We start from the raw sequence: 16639 nt of genomic DNA, 5'->3' as shown, positions 1-16639 counted from the left end.
AAAATAAAAATTCCGGTCCTTTTTTTAATTCCTTATTTCCGGATCACTATCTTGTTGGTAAACACTTCACCTTTGCGTGTATGCGCTTTGAGGAAATAAATACCCTCCGGCAAATTCCGTATTGAAACAGTGGAATTTGAAGAATTTAATTCCTGCACTTTTAAAACTTTTCCCCTGGCATCTGATATTTCTAGCTTTAAATTGCCATTGCCCTCCGGAAGGTTCACTTGCATGTTTTCAGCTACAGGATTTGGAAAAATGTCCAGGGTATTGAATCTCTGCCTTTCTTCCATTCGTGAAATTTCGCAATTGGAAATCTTTGCTATAAATATTTTATTTACATCAGGAACTGAAAATAAATTCTTAAAACCGATTATCATCAAATTCCCATCAGAAGTTGGTGTAATATCAAACCCTAATGAATTTGGCGGCCCGAAGGTATTTTCACATTTAATATTGCCACCTCCATCTAATTTTGCAAAATAAATATATGAAGCAGTTGAAGTATCAGGCGTACGCATCCCGGTTATTATAAATCCGTTGTCTTTGGCATCTTGTATAATTTTAAATCCATAATCATCCCCGGAATCTCCAATTATTTTATTCCATATCATTTCACCCTCGTTATTAACACGAAACAAATAAATATCATTACCCGTGGTATCAATGGAATCGGTTACGGAACAGATAATCAGATCCCCGTTGCTGTCTTCCACGATTGAAGCAGCATCTGCACTTATATGATCATAATGTTTGTTCCATTGCAATTTTCCATTACTGTTGGTTTTGATCAGACGCAAGGCCTGACCGCTGCTACCTCCCATTACGAATCCTCCATCGCTGGTTTCAACTACATCAACCGGTAAAAAGTAATTTTTAGGTGGAATAGCATCGAACCTGCGGGTCCAGAGAGTGTCTCCGGCAGCGTTCAGTTTAACCAGAAAACCAGCATCCGCTGAGCCCGGAGTAACAGGTGGTGAACCCACGGAGAGGATATACCCACCAGCTTTTAATTCACGTATGCCCATACCCATGAACGTTCCAAAACCTATTGAAAACGCATTGTCCCAGTTCAGGTTTCCATCCTGGTCAAAATTCGCCACATATACATCTTCTGATGATGAGTGGGTTTTCCTGATCGTTCCACAAAATGTGTAGGAGCCATCCTGAGCTTTGATAATTTTGCTTGTATAGAATTCAGAATAGTATTTAAGTTCCTTAGTCCAGAGGGTGTCACCATGCTCCTCAGTTTTTATCAGGATATTCGTGAAAGTCTGATCAGGCTTCCGTCTGTCCCCGGTTATCAGAAATCCCCCATCATCAGTCCCAATTATAGAGGTACAGAAAATCAAATCCCCGAAGTCATACGACTTCTCAAAAATCACTGACTGGGTGTTTGCTGTATATAAGATCGTCAGGCTCAGGAAAACAGTTATTAAATGTTTCATTAAAATAATATTAAAATGTAAATGATTTAATTAAATGATTGATCAAAATTACCAATATTTAAGCATTCAGCATTTAATTCCATTTTTTTGATTTATAATTTAGGCAAATAATTATTCCGTCAGGATCGCTGTTGACGGCCTGGTACATCACCGCAGGCTTGTGTAGTGGAGTAGCCGCTTTGAACAACAAATTCATAGGCCCTGAAGAATCTGCCATTCAATGATATTGTCATTCCCACCACACCGTCATTCCCCACTTGAATAGCCGGACGTTTTGTTTCCCGTGCAAAGTCTCTTGGCGCAGGAGATTCCTGCCTTCGCAGGAATGACAAGAAATGAGAAAACGACCTCACACACATTGTCATTCCGGAATTTCGTTTTTCACGAAATGTCCGGAATCCCCCGACCAGCGTACCGGACTTTTGCCCCAGATTAAGCACTCTCCCAGCGTAGGAGATTCCTGCCTTCGCAGGAATGACAGAAGAAATAATCTTCATCACTGGCGGTTAATCATCACTTTTTTAATGGCATTGCCATCGCCCCCCCCTCAGTCGCCCGGCTATGCCCGGTGACGACTATGTTTCGAGGCATTTTGCCGAAGTTTGTGGTGAACCTGGCCCCGGCTGAGATAAGATAAATGAGGATAAGTATCTTACTGCTTAAAAACCTTTATTGTTGTTCTCTCACTTTTTTCATTTGAAATATGAATGAAATATATTCCACTTTGTCCTGCTAATTCGATATCATATATACCGGGGCTCACGAATATATTTTCACTGACAACCTGACCCAAAGAATTCGTTATCCTGATTTCCACCTGACCTTGTTCAGCGTTATGATCTACGGTGATCTTACCCTCGGTAGGGTTTGGATAAACTGTTATTCCCAGGGAGTTGGCGCCATCTTCAATACCTACCCCGGTTATGGTAAAGCATGCGGAAGTATCGGTACATGTGCTATCAGTTATTATTACTGCATATTCCCCATTTGCAGGAGCCGTAAAGGATTGATTATTTTCTCCGGTGATAGGATTATAGTCCAGCTCGCAATCCACCCACTGATATGTTGCTCCGGATGCATTTGCTGTAAGCATATTGTTATTCTGGCTTACGGAAGTATCTATGGTACAACCGGTTGTTGTATCTTCCAGAATGAATACCCATATATCCCTGGTACCATTATTCCCTGATACGTCAAAGTCATCGGACCTGGACCTTCCTGCAACTATATAATTCCCTTCTATTGTTTGCTGAATTGAATAGGCTTCATCATCATCAGATCCACCATAATTCTTTTCCCATTGGATGGAGCCGGCATCATCCAGTTTAACGATCCAAATATCGCTGCCCCCGTAATTTCCGGAAACATCATTACTATTGGAAGAAGAACGCCCGGCCAATATATAACCTCCATCTGCTGACTGCGCAACCGAATGAAGATTATCTATATCAAATCCCCCATAATTTTGCTCCCATTCAATAATTCCCGAGTCACTTATTTTCACTACCCAATAATCAAAATTCCCGTGGTTTCCCGAAACATCATTATCGGATGATATTGAATGTCCAGCCATTATATAGCCTCCGTCCATCGTTTGACGGATTTCGTAAGCAATTTCGGATTGACTGCCCCCGTAGTTCTGCTCCCATTCCAGATTCCCTGAACTATCCAGCTTTGCGATCCAATAATCAGTTTGTCCGTAGTTTGCCGAAACATTTGTATCACTGGACGAAGTCCATCCAGCCACTACATAGCCTCCGTCAATAGCCTGAATGATAGATTCTGCATGGTCTTCCCCACTGCCTCCATAATTTTGCTCCCAGTCAATGCCCCCAACGCTATCCAATTTTACGACCCAATAGTCCCTGTTTCCGTAATTATTTGAGACATCGTCTGAGGAGGACCTGGAATTACCTGCTACCACATAGCCTCCGTCATTAGTTAATTGTATATCGGCCGCGTGATCAAAAAAACTGCCTCCGTAGTTTTGCTCCCATTGAATGGATCCCGAGGAGTCGATTTTTATGACCCAATAGTCTGAAAATCCAAAATTCCCTGAAACATCATGGCTACTAGACCTTGATTCCCCGGCAATTACATAACCTCCATCACTGGATTGCGTCAACGAACCAACGATATCATTGTTGCTACCACCGTAATTTTGTTCCCATTCGATGGTCAGGGAGCTGTCGAGCTTCACTACCCAATAATCATTCGAACCATAATTCCTTGAAACATCTATATCGTTGGATGCAGATTCCCCTGCTGCAATGTATCCGCCATCCGGTGTCTGTTGTATGAACTTGATATTTTCGGAAGAGCTACCCCCATAATTTTTCTCCCACAGTATGTTTTGAGAGTAGCCTGAACCAGTAAAAGCCAGGCAAAAAATTAAAATTGATGTTACCCTAATTAGTCCCTGTAGATTTGCACTAATCATAATTTTTATTTTTTTGTTAAAACGTAAAATTATAATTTTTAAAGAGAAATCGAAATTTACGCAATAAAATGTACTCGGAATAATCCTTATCCAAATCATTGTGTTTATCCCATCTCCTAATGTTTAATTGATGATATTTCATATATAAAAAAATAGGTATTCCATCTTTTATGATTCTACTGGTATTTTAATGGAAAGGTACCCAAAATGTTATGCTGGAATTTCCTTTTAACCGCGCCCGCCCTGCTCCATAGGGTAAGGTTTAAACTTTGGCCTTCCCCACCAGCCAGCTTGCCACTGCCCTTATCTCACCATAGCTAAAATCATCGCCCAAAGCCTCTTTCACCGGGGCCATCCGCTCCTGTCCATGTTCAAGGAGGGCCTTCTCAATGATATCTATCTTTTCTTTCGGGACAAGTGCGTCCACGTCCAGCAATCCCTCTTCTACTGCCTGTGCCAAATGGCCAAAAATGGTGGTATCCCTTAGTTCGCGTTCCGCAGCAATCTGCGCTATGGATTTGCCCGCAGTAAACAGCCGGTAGCTAATGGCGGCTGTGCTTTCACCATTGGATGCAGCCTGCCTTTTTCTGCGTACTTTTACTTTCAGCCTGCGCTCCCGTGGCTGTATGTTTTTTTCAGCGCAATACGCTCGCATCACCTTCAGAAAAGCTGCTCCGTATTTATTGACCTTGTTGACGCTAAAGCCGGTGATCGCTTCCAGTTGCTGAGTTTCCTGTGGGTAGTAGGTGGCCATTTCTGCGAGGGTGCTGTCGTTAAGCACCACGTAGGCCGGAACGCCCGCTTCAGCGGCCAGTTCCTTCCTCAAATCCCGCAACTGCCGGAAAAGTTCTTCATCGTATTGCTCCTGTGCTGATACTGCCTCGGCCATCGTCTCTGATTGGGTGAGCTTCACTTTTTTCCTGCCTTTCAGCACTTCCCAGCTTCTCTCTGTGAGCTTGATAATGTTGTAGGTATCTTGCTGATGCTGTTGTAAATAGCCAAGTGAAACCAGCTCATGGAAATATCGCTTCCAGTCTTTATCAGCAATGTCTTTTCCCACCCCAAAAGTTTGCAGTTTTTTGTGGCGTTCCCAAATCTTTTGGCTGCCCGAACCGCGCAGGAAGAGGATAACATAGCCGATCCCAAACCGCTCCTCCAGCCGTGCCACTGCCGAGAGGGCTTTTTGCGCGATGACCGTCCCATCGAACTTCTCAGTTTCACGCAGGCAGATATCACAGGAACCGCATTCGTCCGGATGTTCCTCATTAAAATAATTCAACAAGAACTTTCTGCGGCAGGTAAAAGACTGGCAGTAGGCCGACATCTGGTCGAGTTTGCGCAGCATTATTTCCGTTTGCTGGAGGTTGTCTTCCACGGTGGCGAATCGCTTCAGTTTCATTACATCGGCTCCCGAATAAAACAGAAGGACTTCGCTCTTGAGGCCATCGCGCCCCGCCCTGCCGGTTTCCTGATAATAGCCTTCAATATTTTTTGGCAGATCAGCATGAATCACGTAACGAACATTGCTTTTGTCAATTCCCATCCCAAATGCAATGGTGGCCACGATGATCAGCACCTCATCACGCTGAAACATTTCCTGGTGCCGCTCCCGCACTTCACGGTCCAATCCTGCATGGTAGGGCAGCGCGCTGAAACCTTCATCCTGAAGGTCGGCCGCAAGCGTTTCCGTGCTGTTTCGGCTAAGGCAGTAAATTATGCCGGAATCGTTTTTATGACGTTCCAGAAAAGCCCGCATTTTTCCGTCCTGCTGAACCTTTGCCTCCACAAAGTAGTGGATGTTTGGTCGGTTAAAACTTGAGACGAACATTTTCGGCTGCTTTAGTTCCAGCTTGTCAAGAATGTCTTTCCGGGTAATGTCGTCAGCAGTAGCCGTAAGTGCAATCACCGGGACCTTCGGAAACTGTTTTTTTAATTCTGAAAGCTGCCGGTATTCAGGCCGGAAATCATGGCCCCATTGCGAAATACAATGAGCCTCGTCAATAGCAAAGAGCGATATATTCAATTCGGAAAGAAACCTGAGGAAAGAGCCGCCATCAGCAAAAAGCTTTTCGGGCGCAATGTACAGCAGCTTAAAATCGCCCTGGCGGAGGTACTGCATTACCTTTTGTTGCTGACTCAACGTTAATGTGGAATTCAGGAATGCTGCCCTTATGCCGTTCAGCCGAAGTGCATCCACTTGGTCCTTCATCAGTGCAATCAATGGCGATATCACCACCGTAAGCCCGCCAAACATAACAGCCGGAAGCTGGTAGCACAGAGACTTCCCGCCTCCGGTTGGCATCAGCACGAGTCCATCCTGCCCATTCAGCACATGCGTTATAATTTCCTTCTGCCTGCCCCGGAATTCACTAAAACCAAAAATTGCCTGAAGTTTTTCCGGTGCATCATTTAAAGTAGGCATAGTTTCAAAGTTTATTTTTTTGGGAATAATATCGAAGGTAGTAAGATTATATATTTCTGAAAAAAGACCGGAGGTTCAGACACTTCGTGGTAATTCTTTGAGAACCCATCGTACCATTCTAGTGTATTTCAGAAATACCTTTTCGTTTACTGCAATACTTCGGCAACCACAAATGCGCTTCCGGAAACCAGCACCAGGTCTTCCTCGGCTGCATTGATGAGCGCTTGATGATATGCTTCGACAACTGAAGCGAATACTTCCCCTCGCAATTCTGCTGCGGAGGCCCTTTCAGCCAGCACATCTGCGCTCAGGCCGCGCGGAAGATCCGGTTTGCAGAAGTAGTAGCGTGCATCAGCCGGCAATATACTTAGCACACTTGCAATATCCTTATCCGACACCATCCCCAGCACAAAATGCAATTTTCTGAAAGACAGTGTACTCACCTGCTGAAGGACTTTCTCCAGGCCTGCCTTGTTGTGGGCCACGTCACAAACAGCCATTGGCTTTTCCTGCAAAATCTCAAAACGTCCGCGCAAGCCGGTTTTGCTTTTAACATTTGCCATAGCTTGCTCCACATGTTCCTCCGAAAGGTTAAACCCCAGCTTCTTTAAAACTTCCACTGCGGTTAGTACTGTAGCTAAATTCTCAACCTGATATTCGCCTGTGAGATCCGTTTTCAGGGATTTCTGAAAAATTCCTGATTTCCTCACTTGCAGCACCTGCTGATGCAGATCATTGCTTTCCGTTTCCAACTGATAATGTTTTTCGGCAAAATGAATCGAAGCTTCCATTTCAGCGGCTTTTGCACGGAAAACCGGTTTTGTTTCCCGCTGTGCCCTGCCAATTACCACCGGCACTTTTGACTTGATAATCCCTGCCTTTTCACCGGCAATTTCCGCTTCTGTATTTCCCAAAAACTGTTGGTGATCCATCGAAATATTGGTAATCACTGACAACTCCGGGGTAATGACATTGGTAGAATCGAACTTCCCTCCCATGCCCGTTTCCACTATTGCAATGTCCACCTGCTGCTGCGCAAAAAAGTCGAACGCAAGGGCCACGGTCATTTCAAAAAAAGAAGGTTTCAACTCTTCAATGGCCGGGAGCATCCGCTTCACGAACTCCACCACCACCGGTTCCGGTATCATCTGTCCGTCAACCCGAATTCGTTCCCGAAAATCAACAAGATGCGGAGAAGTGTAGAGACCGGTTTTATACCCTGCCTGTTGAAATATAGCAGCAAGGCTGTGGCTCACCGAACCCTTTCCATTGGTTCCTGCAACATGCACAGACCGGAATTTCCTTTGCGGAGAATCAAGGGCTTCGCAAAGTTTCAAAGTATTGGTCAGGTCCTTTTTAAATGCCTGCGCTCCAACCCGCTGAAACATAGGCAACCGGTTGTATAGAAATTCGAGGGTTTGAGGATAATCCATGCAAATGCAAATTCAATTCAGCAAAAGTAGACGGGATTTGGTCATCTGCAGGATGGCATTTGCAGTCTTTTTACTTTTACAGCCTGAAAATTTTTAAACTCCGGTTTAAATGCAAATAACCCTGTACCGATCCTCAGCCGGCTCTGGCAAAACCTATACGCTGGCCAAAGAATACCTGAAACACGTATTACCTGAGCCTTATCTCTTCCGGCATGTTTTGGCGGTAACTTTTACCAATGCCGCTGCTGCGGAGATGAAAGAACGGATCATCAGTTTTCTGGTAAAATTGCGCGATAACACAAATCCGGAACTAAAGGAACAGTTGCTAAAGGAGGGATTAACAGAAAAAGACATTGCCAATGCCGGTCCTGTGCTTCGCAATATTCTGTTCGATTACAGTGCATTTGCCATCAGTACGATTGACAGCTTTTTTCATAGCCTGTTGAGTTCGTTCGGGAAAGAATTGGACCTTCCCTATAATTTCGAGGTGGTGATGGACCAGAAGCCTGTGTATGATCACGTGATTGCAACATTGCTGGACAAGGCCGGCAAGGATGAAGAGTATCGCTCTTTGCTGCTCAACTATATTTGGGAAAAGATCCTTAATTCCAGAAGCTGGAATATCCGCGCAGACCTGCTCAATAGCATTAGCGAAGCTGAAAAGGAACGCGCCACTGGCTATAAATTTATGAAGCCGGGCGAACTGGCAGGCTTTATTTCGGTGATACGAGAACTGGCTTCGGAATATGAGGATTCCATGCACAACTGGGGCAGGCAAGCCACTGACCGCATGTCGTCAGCCGGCTATGCGGTTGCCGACTTTGCACATGGTGCAGGGGGTATTGCCGGATATTTTGCTAAAATCAAAAATGGCCGGGGTAATGCGCTGGAACCGGGCCTCAGAATTCTCAATTGCCGGGAGAATATGGAAAGTTGGGTATCTAAAAAAACGCCCAACCGGGAGGCGATTCTTTCGTTTGCCGAGCGGGAACTCCTCCCCATTCTATGTGGCTTGCTTGACTTTACTGAGAAAAATGCCCGCAGCTACGCCACCTGCATTGAAATACTCAAAACCATTTATACGCATGGCGTACTGGAGCAGGTGCAGGAACTGCTGAGAGATTACCGGCAGGAAAACAATATCATCTTCATTTCAGATTTTAATAAAATATTGGCAGAGCATATCATGCGGGAACATGTACCCTTTGTGTATTCACGGGCAGGCATAAAGTATCGCCACTTCCTTGTGGATGAATTTCAGGATACCTCCGGGCTGCAATGGTTCAACCTCTTTCCGCTGCTAGAAAATGCGCTGGCTGAAGGCCACAGTTCCTTAGTAGTGGGCGATCCCAAGCAGTCCATATATCGCTGGCGGGGAGGCGAGGTGAATTTGATTGACAGGCAGTTAGCTGAAGTAGATTTTCCCGGAAGTACAAGGCAGGAGAACCTTCAACAGAATTTCCGCAGTTGCCGCGAGATCATAACTTTTAACAATGAACTTTTCGAAAAAGTCATTTCTCTTTTTAATGTAGATGAGAACGAGCTCCTGCACCGGGTATATAAGGATGCCGCGCAACTCATTCCTGAAAACTGCAAAAAAGGCGGAGGCGTGGATGTCACGTTTATCCGCCAGGAATCTCGGCCAGTAAAGGCAGAATTAGAAGAAAAAGTACGCGAAGAGCTGCTTGCCCGGATTGATGAATTATTAAGGGGCGGATTTCAATTTTCTGACATTGCCATCCTCGTGAGGAGGAAAAGCGAGGGAAGCCTTATTACCGGATGGCTGTTTCAGGAGGGCATCAGCGTCATCAGCCAGGAATCGCTCTATCTGGAAAGAGCGCCAGTGACGCGCCTGCTTTTCAGTCTGCTCAGATATTTCCATTCGCCTGCCGAAGACCTCTATAAAGCTGAGGCACTTTTCTTTTATCAGCATTACTTAAACAAAGAAGAAAGTGGCAGGGATGAAATCACGAATATGTTACAGCCAGAGCAGTTCTTTACCGCAATGCCACGGGATTTTATTCAGGCACTTCCTCGGTTGCAGAAGCTGAACCTCTTTGATCTGGTGGAAGAACTGGTGAGGCTATTTGAATTAAATAAGAAGGCAGATGCTTACCTGCAGCGTTTCCTTGATGTGGTACTGAATTATACGCAAGAAAATATTCCAGGTATCGGAGATTTCCTTGAGTGGTGGGAAGACGGCAAGTATTCGGTCATTCTTCCGGAAGGCCTTGACGCCATTCGTGTGCTGACCATTCACCGTTCCAAGGGACTGCAGTTTCCGGTTGTCATTCTGCCGTTTGCCACATGGTCGTTTAACGAAGGGCGCGATGAAATGCTCTGGGTTGAAACCGAAGACGCTCCTTTCGCAACGCTGGGAAAATTTCCGGTTTCAGCCACGGGCAGCCTGGCCTCCACCATTTTTGATAAAGAATATGAAGATGAGCAAAGAATGAAGCTGCTGGACAGCATTAACTTGCTATATGTGGCGCTTACCCGGCCAGAGGAGCGGCTCTATGTCTTTACCTACTATCAACCAAAAACTCCCACCCGGATCAGCAATTTGGCGGGGCTGCTGCAACAAGTGGCTTTTGATAATGATCCTCCGGTTGAGGAAGTGGTGCATAAACCTGCGCTGGCCGAAACGCCCCGTATGAAAACTGCTGAAGCCGCTCCTTCAGATGTTAATTTTCGCACGATTGCCTCTTTTCCTTCTGAGGACTGGCACCATCGGCTCGCCATATTAAGCCGCTCGCACGAAAGATGGGATCCTGAAAAGCAGGAAAAGATAGATTGGGGAATCCTGGTTCACAATGTCTTATCCCGGCTTCCACAATGGAACCGCCTGGATGAAGTGCTGGAAAAAATGCGGCTGGAAGGCATAATTGGATTGGACGAAGCAGGGCGGCTGGAGGAACTGCTGGCCGGCATTTTCAATATTCCGCAGGTGCGGGAATGGTTTTCTGAATCCGCAGACGTGAAACCTGAAGCGGGAATTCTCCTGCCTTCAGGAAAGCTCCTGCGCCCTGACCGGGTAATATTCAGCGGAAATAAGGCAACTGTCATTGATTTCAAAACCGGAGAACCAAAAGCCGCAGACAAGCAGCAGGTGCGCGAATACGCAGAAATTCTCATGGAGATGGGATTTCTCAATGTAAAGAAATTCCTTCTTTATACAGGCGGGGATATCGTGGAGGTTTAGCGCTGATTTCTTTAGCACCCTCCTGATCTGAGCTATCTTTGCCTCCCTAAAATATTTTAGCTTTATGAACAAGATTACCATCGCTATTGACGGATATTCATCATGTGGAAAAAGTACGCTCGCCAGAGAACTCGCACTGGAATTAGGATATACTTACATTGATACCGGTGCCATGTACCGCGCCATTACGCTCTTTTTTTTACGAAACAAGATTAACATCCATGATACTGATGCCGTAGTTGCGGCTTTGTCCAAAATCTCAATTGAATTCCGCAGAGAGGAAGGCTCGGAAAACCAGCTTATCTGCCTGAACGGGAAAATTGTAGAAGATGAGATCAGGCAAATGGAGGTAACGAGGAACGTAAGTCCGGTGAGTGCGCTGAAGCCCGTGCGGGATGCTATGGTAAAGCAACAACAACAGATGGGAGCAAAAAAAGGGATTGTGATGGATGGCCGCGACATTGGTACTGTAGTTTTCCCTGATGCTGAACTAAAGTTATTTATGATGGCTGACGAAGAAGTGCGTATCAACCGGAGATATCAGGAACTGCTGGATCGAGGACAAAAGATAACTGAAGAAGAGGTGCAGCGAAATCTTCTTTCGAGAGACTATATTGACAGCCACCGCGAAGAAAGTCCGTTGAGGCAGGCTGACGATGCTGTCGTAATAAACAATACCGATCTCAGCCGTGAACAGCAACTAGAGTTAGCGTTGGCTCTTGTAAAGGATAGAAAAGAAAAGAAGGCGCTGACCAAAAGCTAATCCTGCGTCCGCTCCCAGATCCGGAATCGCTCAAGTTCTTCAGAGATGAGCGAAAATACCCAGAGCAGGACCACGGCATCATCAAGCAAACCTGCCACAGGAATAAAGTCAGGTATAAAATCTATGATCCACACCAGATAAATCATCGCTCCGGTTGCCTTGAGGATCACCTGCCAGGGTACATGCGTGTATTTACCCGAAACGTAGGAACGGACCATGCGCGCCATGACCTTTGTGCTTTCTGAGATATTGCTCCATAGCTCGCTGTAATGGCTCTTTTCCGAGAGTTTCCGGTAGGTCCGGTGAATGAGCCTGAGCGTGCGATTCCTGCTGGTGGCTACCGTTGCTGCTGTATTCATCGCTTGCGATACAAAAGGAGAGTTCAGGATCTTTTCCCGCTTCTCCTCATCTTTCGCCACTTCCGTAATAAAATCCTTGAGTTCATTGGCTTTACCAGTAACCATCCCGGTTACTTCCGCTATCCTTTTCCTGGCATTTCCTACAACATGTGTTGGAGTGCCGTTGGATCCTGTGCCGTTGTATTTTGACATATTGGCCTTAAATTTCTTTTTATGGAAGAATTGCCCATCGCAGCGCGGATATTGGGCCATTCATCCGATTCTAAAGAAATAACCGGTACAAGAAAATGTTCGCAGGAAAAAAATTTAGCTGTGATCTTTGTAGCGCCTCAAAGAAGCTATGTGCCGCTTATAAGTAACCTGGCTTCAGGCAAAATAGCGGAAGCCGAAAGGCCCGCAGGCTTTATTGTGGTTTCGCTCCACCTTGCGCTGAGAAGTTATGATCTGAAATGAGTCATATTTAAGTCCCACCTCTACTGCATCGCCATAAGAATCTTTGATGGCAATAGTTACTGCTCCTTTCTGCACTTTGAAAACCCGTTCCAATTGATGCTTTGTATTTACGTTCGTCACGTCTTCAGACTTTAATTGGTTTAACAAATTTAATAGAAATATTGCTTACGTACTCCCTGAATACAGGGTATTTTAAACACTTTGAATTTCACTTCTCCCATCAAACTGATCGCTGTAAAGACTATCCTGCTGCGAGTCAAGGTTTTTCAGCCAATCCAGCGCCTCGGAACGATTATTAAAAAGCTTTACAGGCATGGCCGGACTTTGCAGAGTTTTAATGATCTTCAGGAATAAACGCGCCCAAATCGGGCCGGCCACAATAGCTACAGCACTAAAATATTTAACTCCAGCGCTGAAAAGCAGGTACTGAATCGCCTCGTGCGTAAAAGACCTCACGCTGCTCAGTTCCAGAAGAAATGGATGATAAAGTCCGGCTGATGTTGTCAGATTTACGCCTACTTCGTTAATGGCTGTTTCAAGGTTCAGGATCATGTCATCACGGAAATTTCCGATCAGAATGCCATTCTCCATTGAAAATGAAACATCGCGCATTATCGTAGTAGAATCTGCCATAAGCATCACCATTTGTGGAGGCAAACTTATGTTCAGTCCTTGCTTCAATCCTGCCCGTTTCGTTCAGATTCTTACAAACGCCTAATGCGTTGCGAATCTTAATAATTTCAGGATTGTGAAGAAAAAATACAGGATGCTGCTGCAGGATAATGTAAGACATCCTGCAATGCCTTTATTGATTTTCAGGCATTTATAAATTAGATCCGGCAGTTCTTCCTGATCGCGTCAAATTATTCTCTGCTAATTGCACATGTAATCACAGCCCTTTCATAGAGTAGAATTTTCGCTCTTACCAACTGTATGGGTTTTAGAATAGTAAAAGCTTTGTAATGCGCCAACTTCCCGAAAAGAAACACGATGCCTAGCGGGCAAGGGAAGTAATACTTTATTCTTTCAAATGAGAAAGCAGCAAATTGCCAGAGACTGATCTGCCCACTCCAATCCTTACCGGGAATTTTCAAGGTTTCGGGCCTCGGCTGATGGCCAGATCCACTGACCATTTTCCTGCTCGCTTAATAACAAGAACAGGCTGCCAAGCCACATGGCAAAATCAGTTCGCATTTCGTGCGCCATGCTCCAGAAGCCGTAGGTATTCAGAGATCGTAAAGTGAAGGGGCCAAAGTTCTCACCAAAAGCTAAGGGTAATTTGGTGATGAGAATAGCATTAGCATCACCAATGCGGCTGCATAGGTCGCCAAACCTATCAGAAGGAGAATTCCTGAGACAATTTCAAATGACCCAACGAAACCGACAAAAAATTCAGGTGCAAGAAAACCCATACCCTCAAACCGTCCGGAGCCGAGCCAGTCAGGATAAAGAAACTTTTGAATGCCTTCCGAGAGAAATATGGTGCCCGTCATAATCCTGATAAGAATATAAAGCGGGTTCGGTTTTGTATCAAAAAAGGTTCTCCTTCCCAATAGTTGCATAATTAAATTAATGGAACAAAGAAAAAGCAAATTCCAAAAGCGCATTTTTATACCGACAGGCCATTAGCTGACAATGCCCTCAGCTTCAACACAGGCCTATACAAAGCCGTCAATTATGCTTATTTAAATATTAAAATGTAATAAAACCATTTACAATATTTAAGAAATAAAGTATTGTAACCGAATAAAAATCAAAACGTTGAGAAACATAATACTCTCGCACCTCCGTGTCTGAAAAAACAAAATCTTTGTGCCCTCGCGCCTTCGTGTCTATCTTAAATTAAAACCCAAAAAAAATTAGTGAACCTTAGTGCTCTTCGTGCCTTTGTGTCTAAAATATTCTGCATCCCTTCTACCTTTGAACCAAAAATAGCCTGATATGAATTTTGCAGAATATCTGAACCCGGAAATAGTGCGGTGGGTAATCATTCCGTTGCTTATCTTCTGTGCGCGCTTGCTGGATGTATCGCTCGGAACATTACGCATCGTTTTCATTTCGCGGGGCGACAAGAAATTAGCGCCCTTCCTGGGATTTTTCGAAGTGCTGATCTGGATTATCGCTATCAGCCAACTGATGCAGCATCTCACCAGTCCGCTGGCATACATTTCCTGGGCGGCAGGATTTGCCGTAGGAAATTACATCGGCCTGCGCATAGAGCAGAAACTGGCCCTGGGTCAAATGATCATTCGTATCATTACGCCAGAAACTTCTTCGCCCCTTGCCGGAGATCTCAAGAAACTGGGGCTGAGGGTAAACGTAATTGACGGAATGGGAAATGAAGGCAAGATCAGCATTTTATTCTCTGTTGTAAAACGCAGGAATTTGCCACAGATCATAGCGCTCCTGCGCCAGGAACATCCGCATGTATTTTATACCCTGGAAGACCTTCAGGAAGTATCCGACCCTGTGAACATCACGAAAAACAACCCGGATATTTTCTGGCGCAAACTCATTCCCCTGAGAAAAGCCAAATAACGGTGAAAGAAATGGATAGTTATGGTTTCAAGCACATAAAGAGCAAAATGTGCTTTTTAAATTGAAGCATTGTCAAACGTCCCTTTTTAATAATTTTGAATAAAATCGGATCAATTATTAAAAGATTAATTTTTAAATAATTTATGAAATAAATCGGGATTGGGAATATTAAAATCCTGTAATTTAAAGAATGATGGTTATAAAATTCTCCTGCCACCAATGATTCTAATAAGAACGGCTATGATTGCCAGCACCAGCAATATGTGGATCAGGTCTCCTACATCGCCATAGAAAAAACCGAGTATCCAGCCGATGACAAGAATAATGGCAACAATATACAGGCAGCCGCTCATAGTTTATGATTTTTCCTGTTAAAATATTAAGAAACGCTGAAAACTAAAAAGCGTTCAATTATAACGAGGGGAAATAGTTAAAACCCTTCCATCTCCTTGGTTTAACCTCTTGCCCCAAGAATTAAATTCGTGGGCTATGTTTATTAATAAAGCCATTTAACCAATAGCGATCGCAACCCAATCACAATCACTACCCATAGCCCACGTTTTCAACCGTGGGAAAGGCGATCAAAACATACACCCCTAACCATTTCAATGGTTTTAAAAACTGGCAGCTAACCACCGCTCTCGCTCGCCTCTGGCGAGTGTGAACTATCCCCAGGCGTCCCGCCTGCGGTGACTGCAAGAATTGATTACATCCAACCACAAAAGTTAGAACTACCTCACCACCTCACATTCCCTTTAAAATAATGGGGAGCGGCAGTATCGTCTATTGCTTTAACAAATACAGGTAAACGCCTTCAGGAACCGGCTCACCTATGACTGTTCCATCCCAACCAATATTTTCTCCTTTCCAGATGGTTTCGCCACAGCGGTTGTGGACTTATCCGGCTGGAAAGCCGAATTAATGTAGGTCCCAATTACATTGGGACAAGCCCGGCAACGGGCTACTACGGCTGAATGACACAGATCTCGTACCCGGCCCTGATATTCCGCTGTCGCGGAATTGTCCGATAATAAATCGGACCTACATGAAGCCACTGTTCCGTCCCATCCTTCATTTTCTCCTTTCCAGATGGTTTCGCCACAGCGGTTGTAGATCGAGAGTTGGCCCGTGGCCGGACTTATCCTACTGGAAAGCCGAATTAATGTAGGTCCCAATTGCATTGGGACAAGCCAGGAACGGGCTACTACGGCTGAATGACACAGCTCTCCTACCCGGCTCTGATATTCCGCTGTCGCGGAATTGTCCGATAATAAATCGGACCTACATGAGGCAACTGTTCCGTTCCGGTTTTAATTCTCGCCTTTCCAGTTGGGTTCGCCACAGCGGTTGTAGATCGAGAGTTGGCCCGTGGCCGGACTTATCCGGCTGGAAAGCCCTCAGATAGCGCGCGTTTCGTTTAACAACGCGTGCGCTTTAGCATACCAAATTTAGTGTATTATCCTCACCACGTTAGCGCGCGTTTAGCAAAGCGTAACGCGTGCGGTTAAGCTATTGTCAAATATACTGTATTGCCCTCATTTATCACGTAGGTCAAGATGTTAGTCCAGGTTCAAACCAAAT

The 16639-nt window shown here is 44.9% G+C and carries 13 protein-coding genes and 1 pseudogene; 3 read left to right on the top strand and 11 right to left on the bottom strand.

Features of this window, described 5'->3' with window-relative positions; genetic code table 11:
- Positions 1-32: 32 nt before the first annotated feature.
- From WD077_09395 to WD077_09375, 5 genes are all read right to left on the bottom strand, one after another.
- Positions 33-1448: a T9SS type A sorting domain-containing protein gene (locus WD077_09395; protein MEX0967441.1), complete on the bottom strand. Its 1416-nt coding sequence runs from the start codon at positions 1446-1448 to the stop codon at positions 33-35.
- Between the two features lie 119 nt (positions 1449-1567).
- On the bottom strand, positions 1568-1945 hold the full coding sequence (locus WD077_09390) for a hypothetical protein (protein ID MEX0967440.1): 378 nt from the start codon (positions 1943-1945) through the stop codon (positions 1568-1570).
- 155 nt (positions 1946-2100) lie between these two features.
- Positions 2101-3888 carry a T9SS type A sorting domain-containing protein gene (locus WD077_09385; GenBank protein MEX0967439.1) on the bottom strand — a complete coding sequence of 596 codons (1788 nt, stop codon included), beginning with the start codon at positions 3886-3888 and terminating at the stop codon, positions 2101-2103.
- 262 nt (positions 3889-4150) lie between these two features.
- Entirely contained in the window at positions 4151-6310 is a 2160-nt protein-coding gene (gene recQ / locus WD077_09380; protein ID MEX0967438.1) for a DNA helicase RecQ, read from the bottom strand.
- Positions 6311-6456: 146 nt separating this feature from the next.
- Complete coding sequence (locus tag WD077_09375; protein MEX0967437.1) at positions 6457-7743, bottom strand: folylpolyglutamate synthase/dihydrofolate synthase family protein; 1287 nt, start codon at positions 7741-7743, stop codon at positions 6457-6459.
- A 109-nt stretch (positions 7744-7852) separates the two neighbouring features.
- Between WD077_09375 and WD077_09370 the strand changes: the two genes are divergently transcribed.
- Both WD077_09370 and cmk read left to right on the top strand, forming a co-directional pair.
- Complete coding sequence (locus WD077_09370; GenBank protein ID MEX0967436.1) at positions 7853-10945, top strand: UvrD-helicase domain-containing protein; 3093 nt, start codon at positions 7853-7855, stop codon at positions 10943-10945.
- 64 nt (positions 10946-11009) lie between these two features.
- Positions 11010-11708 carry a (d)CMP kinase gene (gene cmk / locus WD077_09365; GenBank protein ID MEX0967435.1) on the top strand — a complete coding sequence of 233 codons (699 nt, stop codon included), beginning with the start codon at positions 11010-11012 and terminating at the stop codon, positions 11706-11708.
- On the opposite strand, the gene WD077_09360 is transcribed toward cmk, so the two are convergent.
- From WD077_09360 to WD077_09345, 4 genes and pseudogenes are all read right to left on the bottom strand, one after another.
- The gene (locus WD077_09360; protein ID MEX0967434.1) at positions 11705-12319 is read right to left on the bottom strand and encodes a YkvA family protein; all 615 of its coding nucleotides are present in this window, start codon (positions 12317-12319) and stop codon (positions 11705-11707) included. The two genes, cmk and WD077_09360, sit on opposite strands and share 4 nt — an antisense overlap.
- Positions 12320-12433: 114 nt before the next feature.
- A complete protein-coding gene (locus tag WD077_09355) occupies positions 12434-12640 on the bottom strand; it encodes a hypothetical protein (GenBank protein MEX0967433.1) in 207 nt (68 codons plus the stop codon).
- A 72-nt stretch (positions 12641-12712) separates the two neighbouring features.
- A complete protein-coding gene (locus tag WD077_09350; GenBank protein ID MEX0967432.1) occupies positions 12713-13201 on the bottom strand; it encodes an STAS/SEC14 domain-containing protein in 489 nt (162 codons plus the stop codon).
- A 409-nt stretch (positions 13202-13610) separates the two neighbouring features.
- Positions 13611-14082, bottom strand: a pseudogene (locus WD077_09345) (DoxX family protein).
- Positions 14083-14461: 379 nt separating this feature from the next.
- On the opposite strand from WD077_09345, the gene WD077_09340 reads away from it, so the two are divergent.
- Positions 14462-15058: a DUF2179 domain-containing protein gene (locus WD077_09340; protein ID MEX0967431.1), complete on the top strand. Its 597-nt coding sequence runs from the start codon at positions 14462-14464 to the stop codon at positions 15056-15058.
- A gap of 197 nt (positions 15059-15255) precedes the next feature.
- On the opposite strand, the gene WD077_09335 is transcribed toward WD077_09340, so the two are convergent.
- Both WD077_09335 and WD077_09330 read right to left on the bottom strand, forming a co-directional pair.
- Positions 15256-15411 (bottom strand): lmo0937 family membrane protein, encoded by a 156-nt coding sequence (locus tag WD077_09335; GenBank protein ID MEX0967430.1) that lies wholly within the window; start codon positions 15409-15411, stop codon positions 15256-15258.
- Between the two features lie 477 nt (positions 15412-15888).
- Positions 15889-16233 carry a hypothetical protein gene (locus tag WD077_09330; GenBank protein ID MEX0967429.1) on the bottom strand — a complete coding sequence of 115 codons (345 nt, stop codon included), beginning with the start codon at positions 16231-16233 and terminating at the stop codon, positions 15889-15891.
- Positions 16234-16639 lie beyond the last annotated feature (406 nt).

Source organism: Bacteroidia bacterium, from assembly GCA_040880525.1.
Lineage (GTDB): Bacteria > Bacteroidota > Bacteroidia > CAILMK01 > JBBDIG01 > JBBDIG01.
This window is presented reverse-complemented; position numbering and strand designations above follow the sequence as displayed.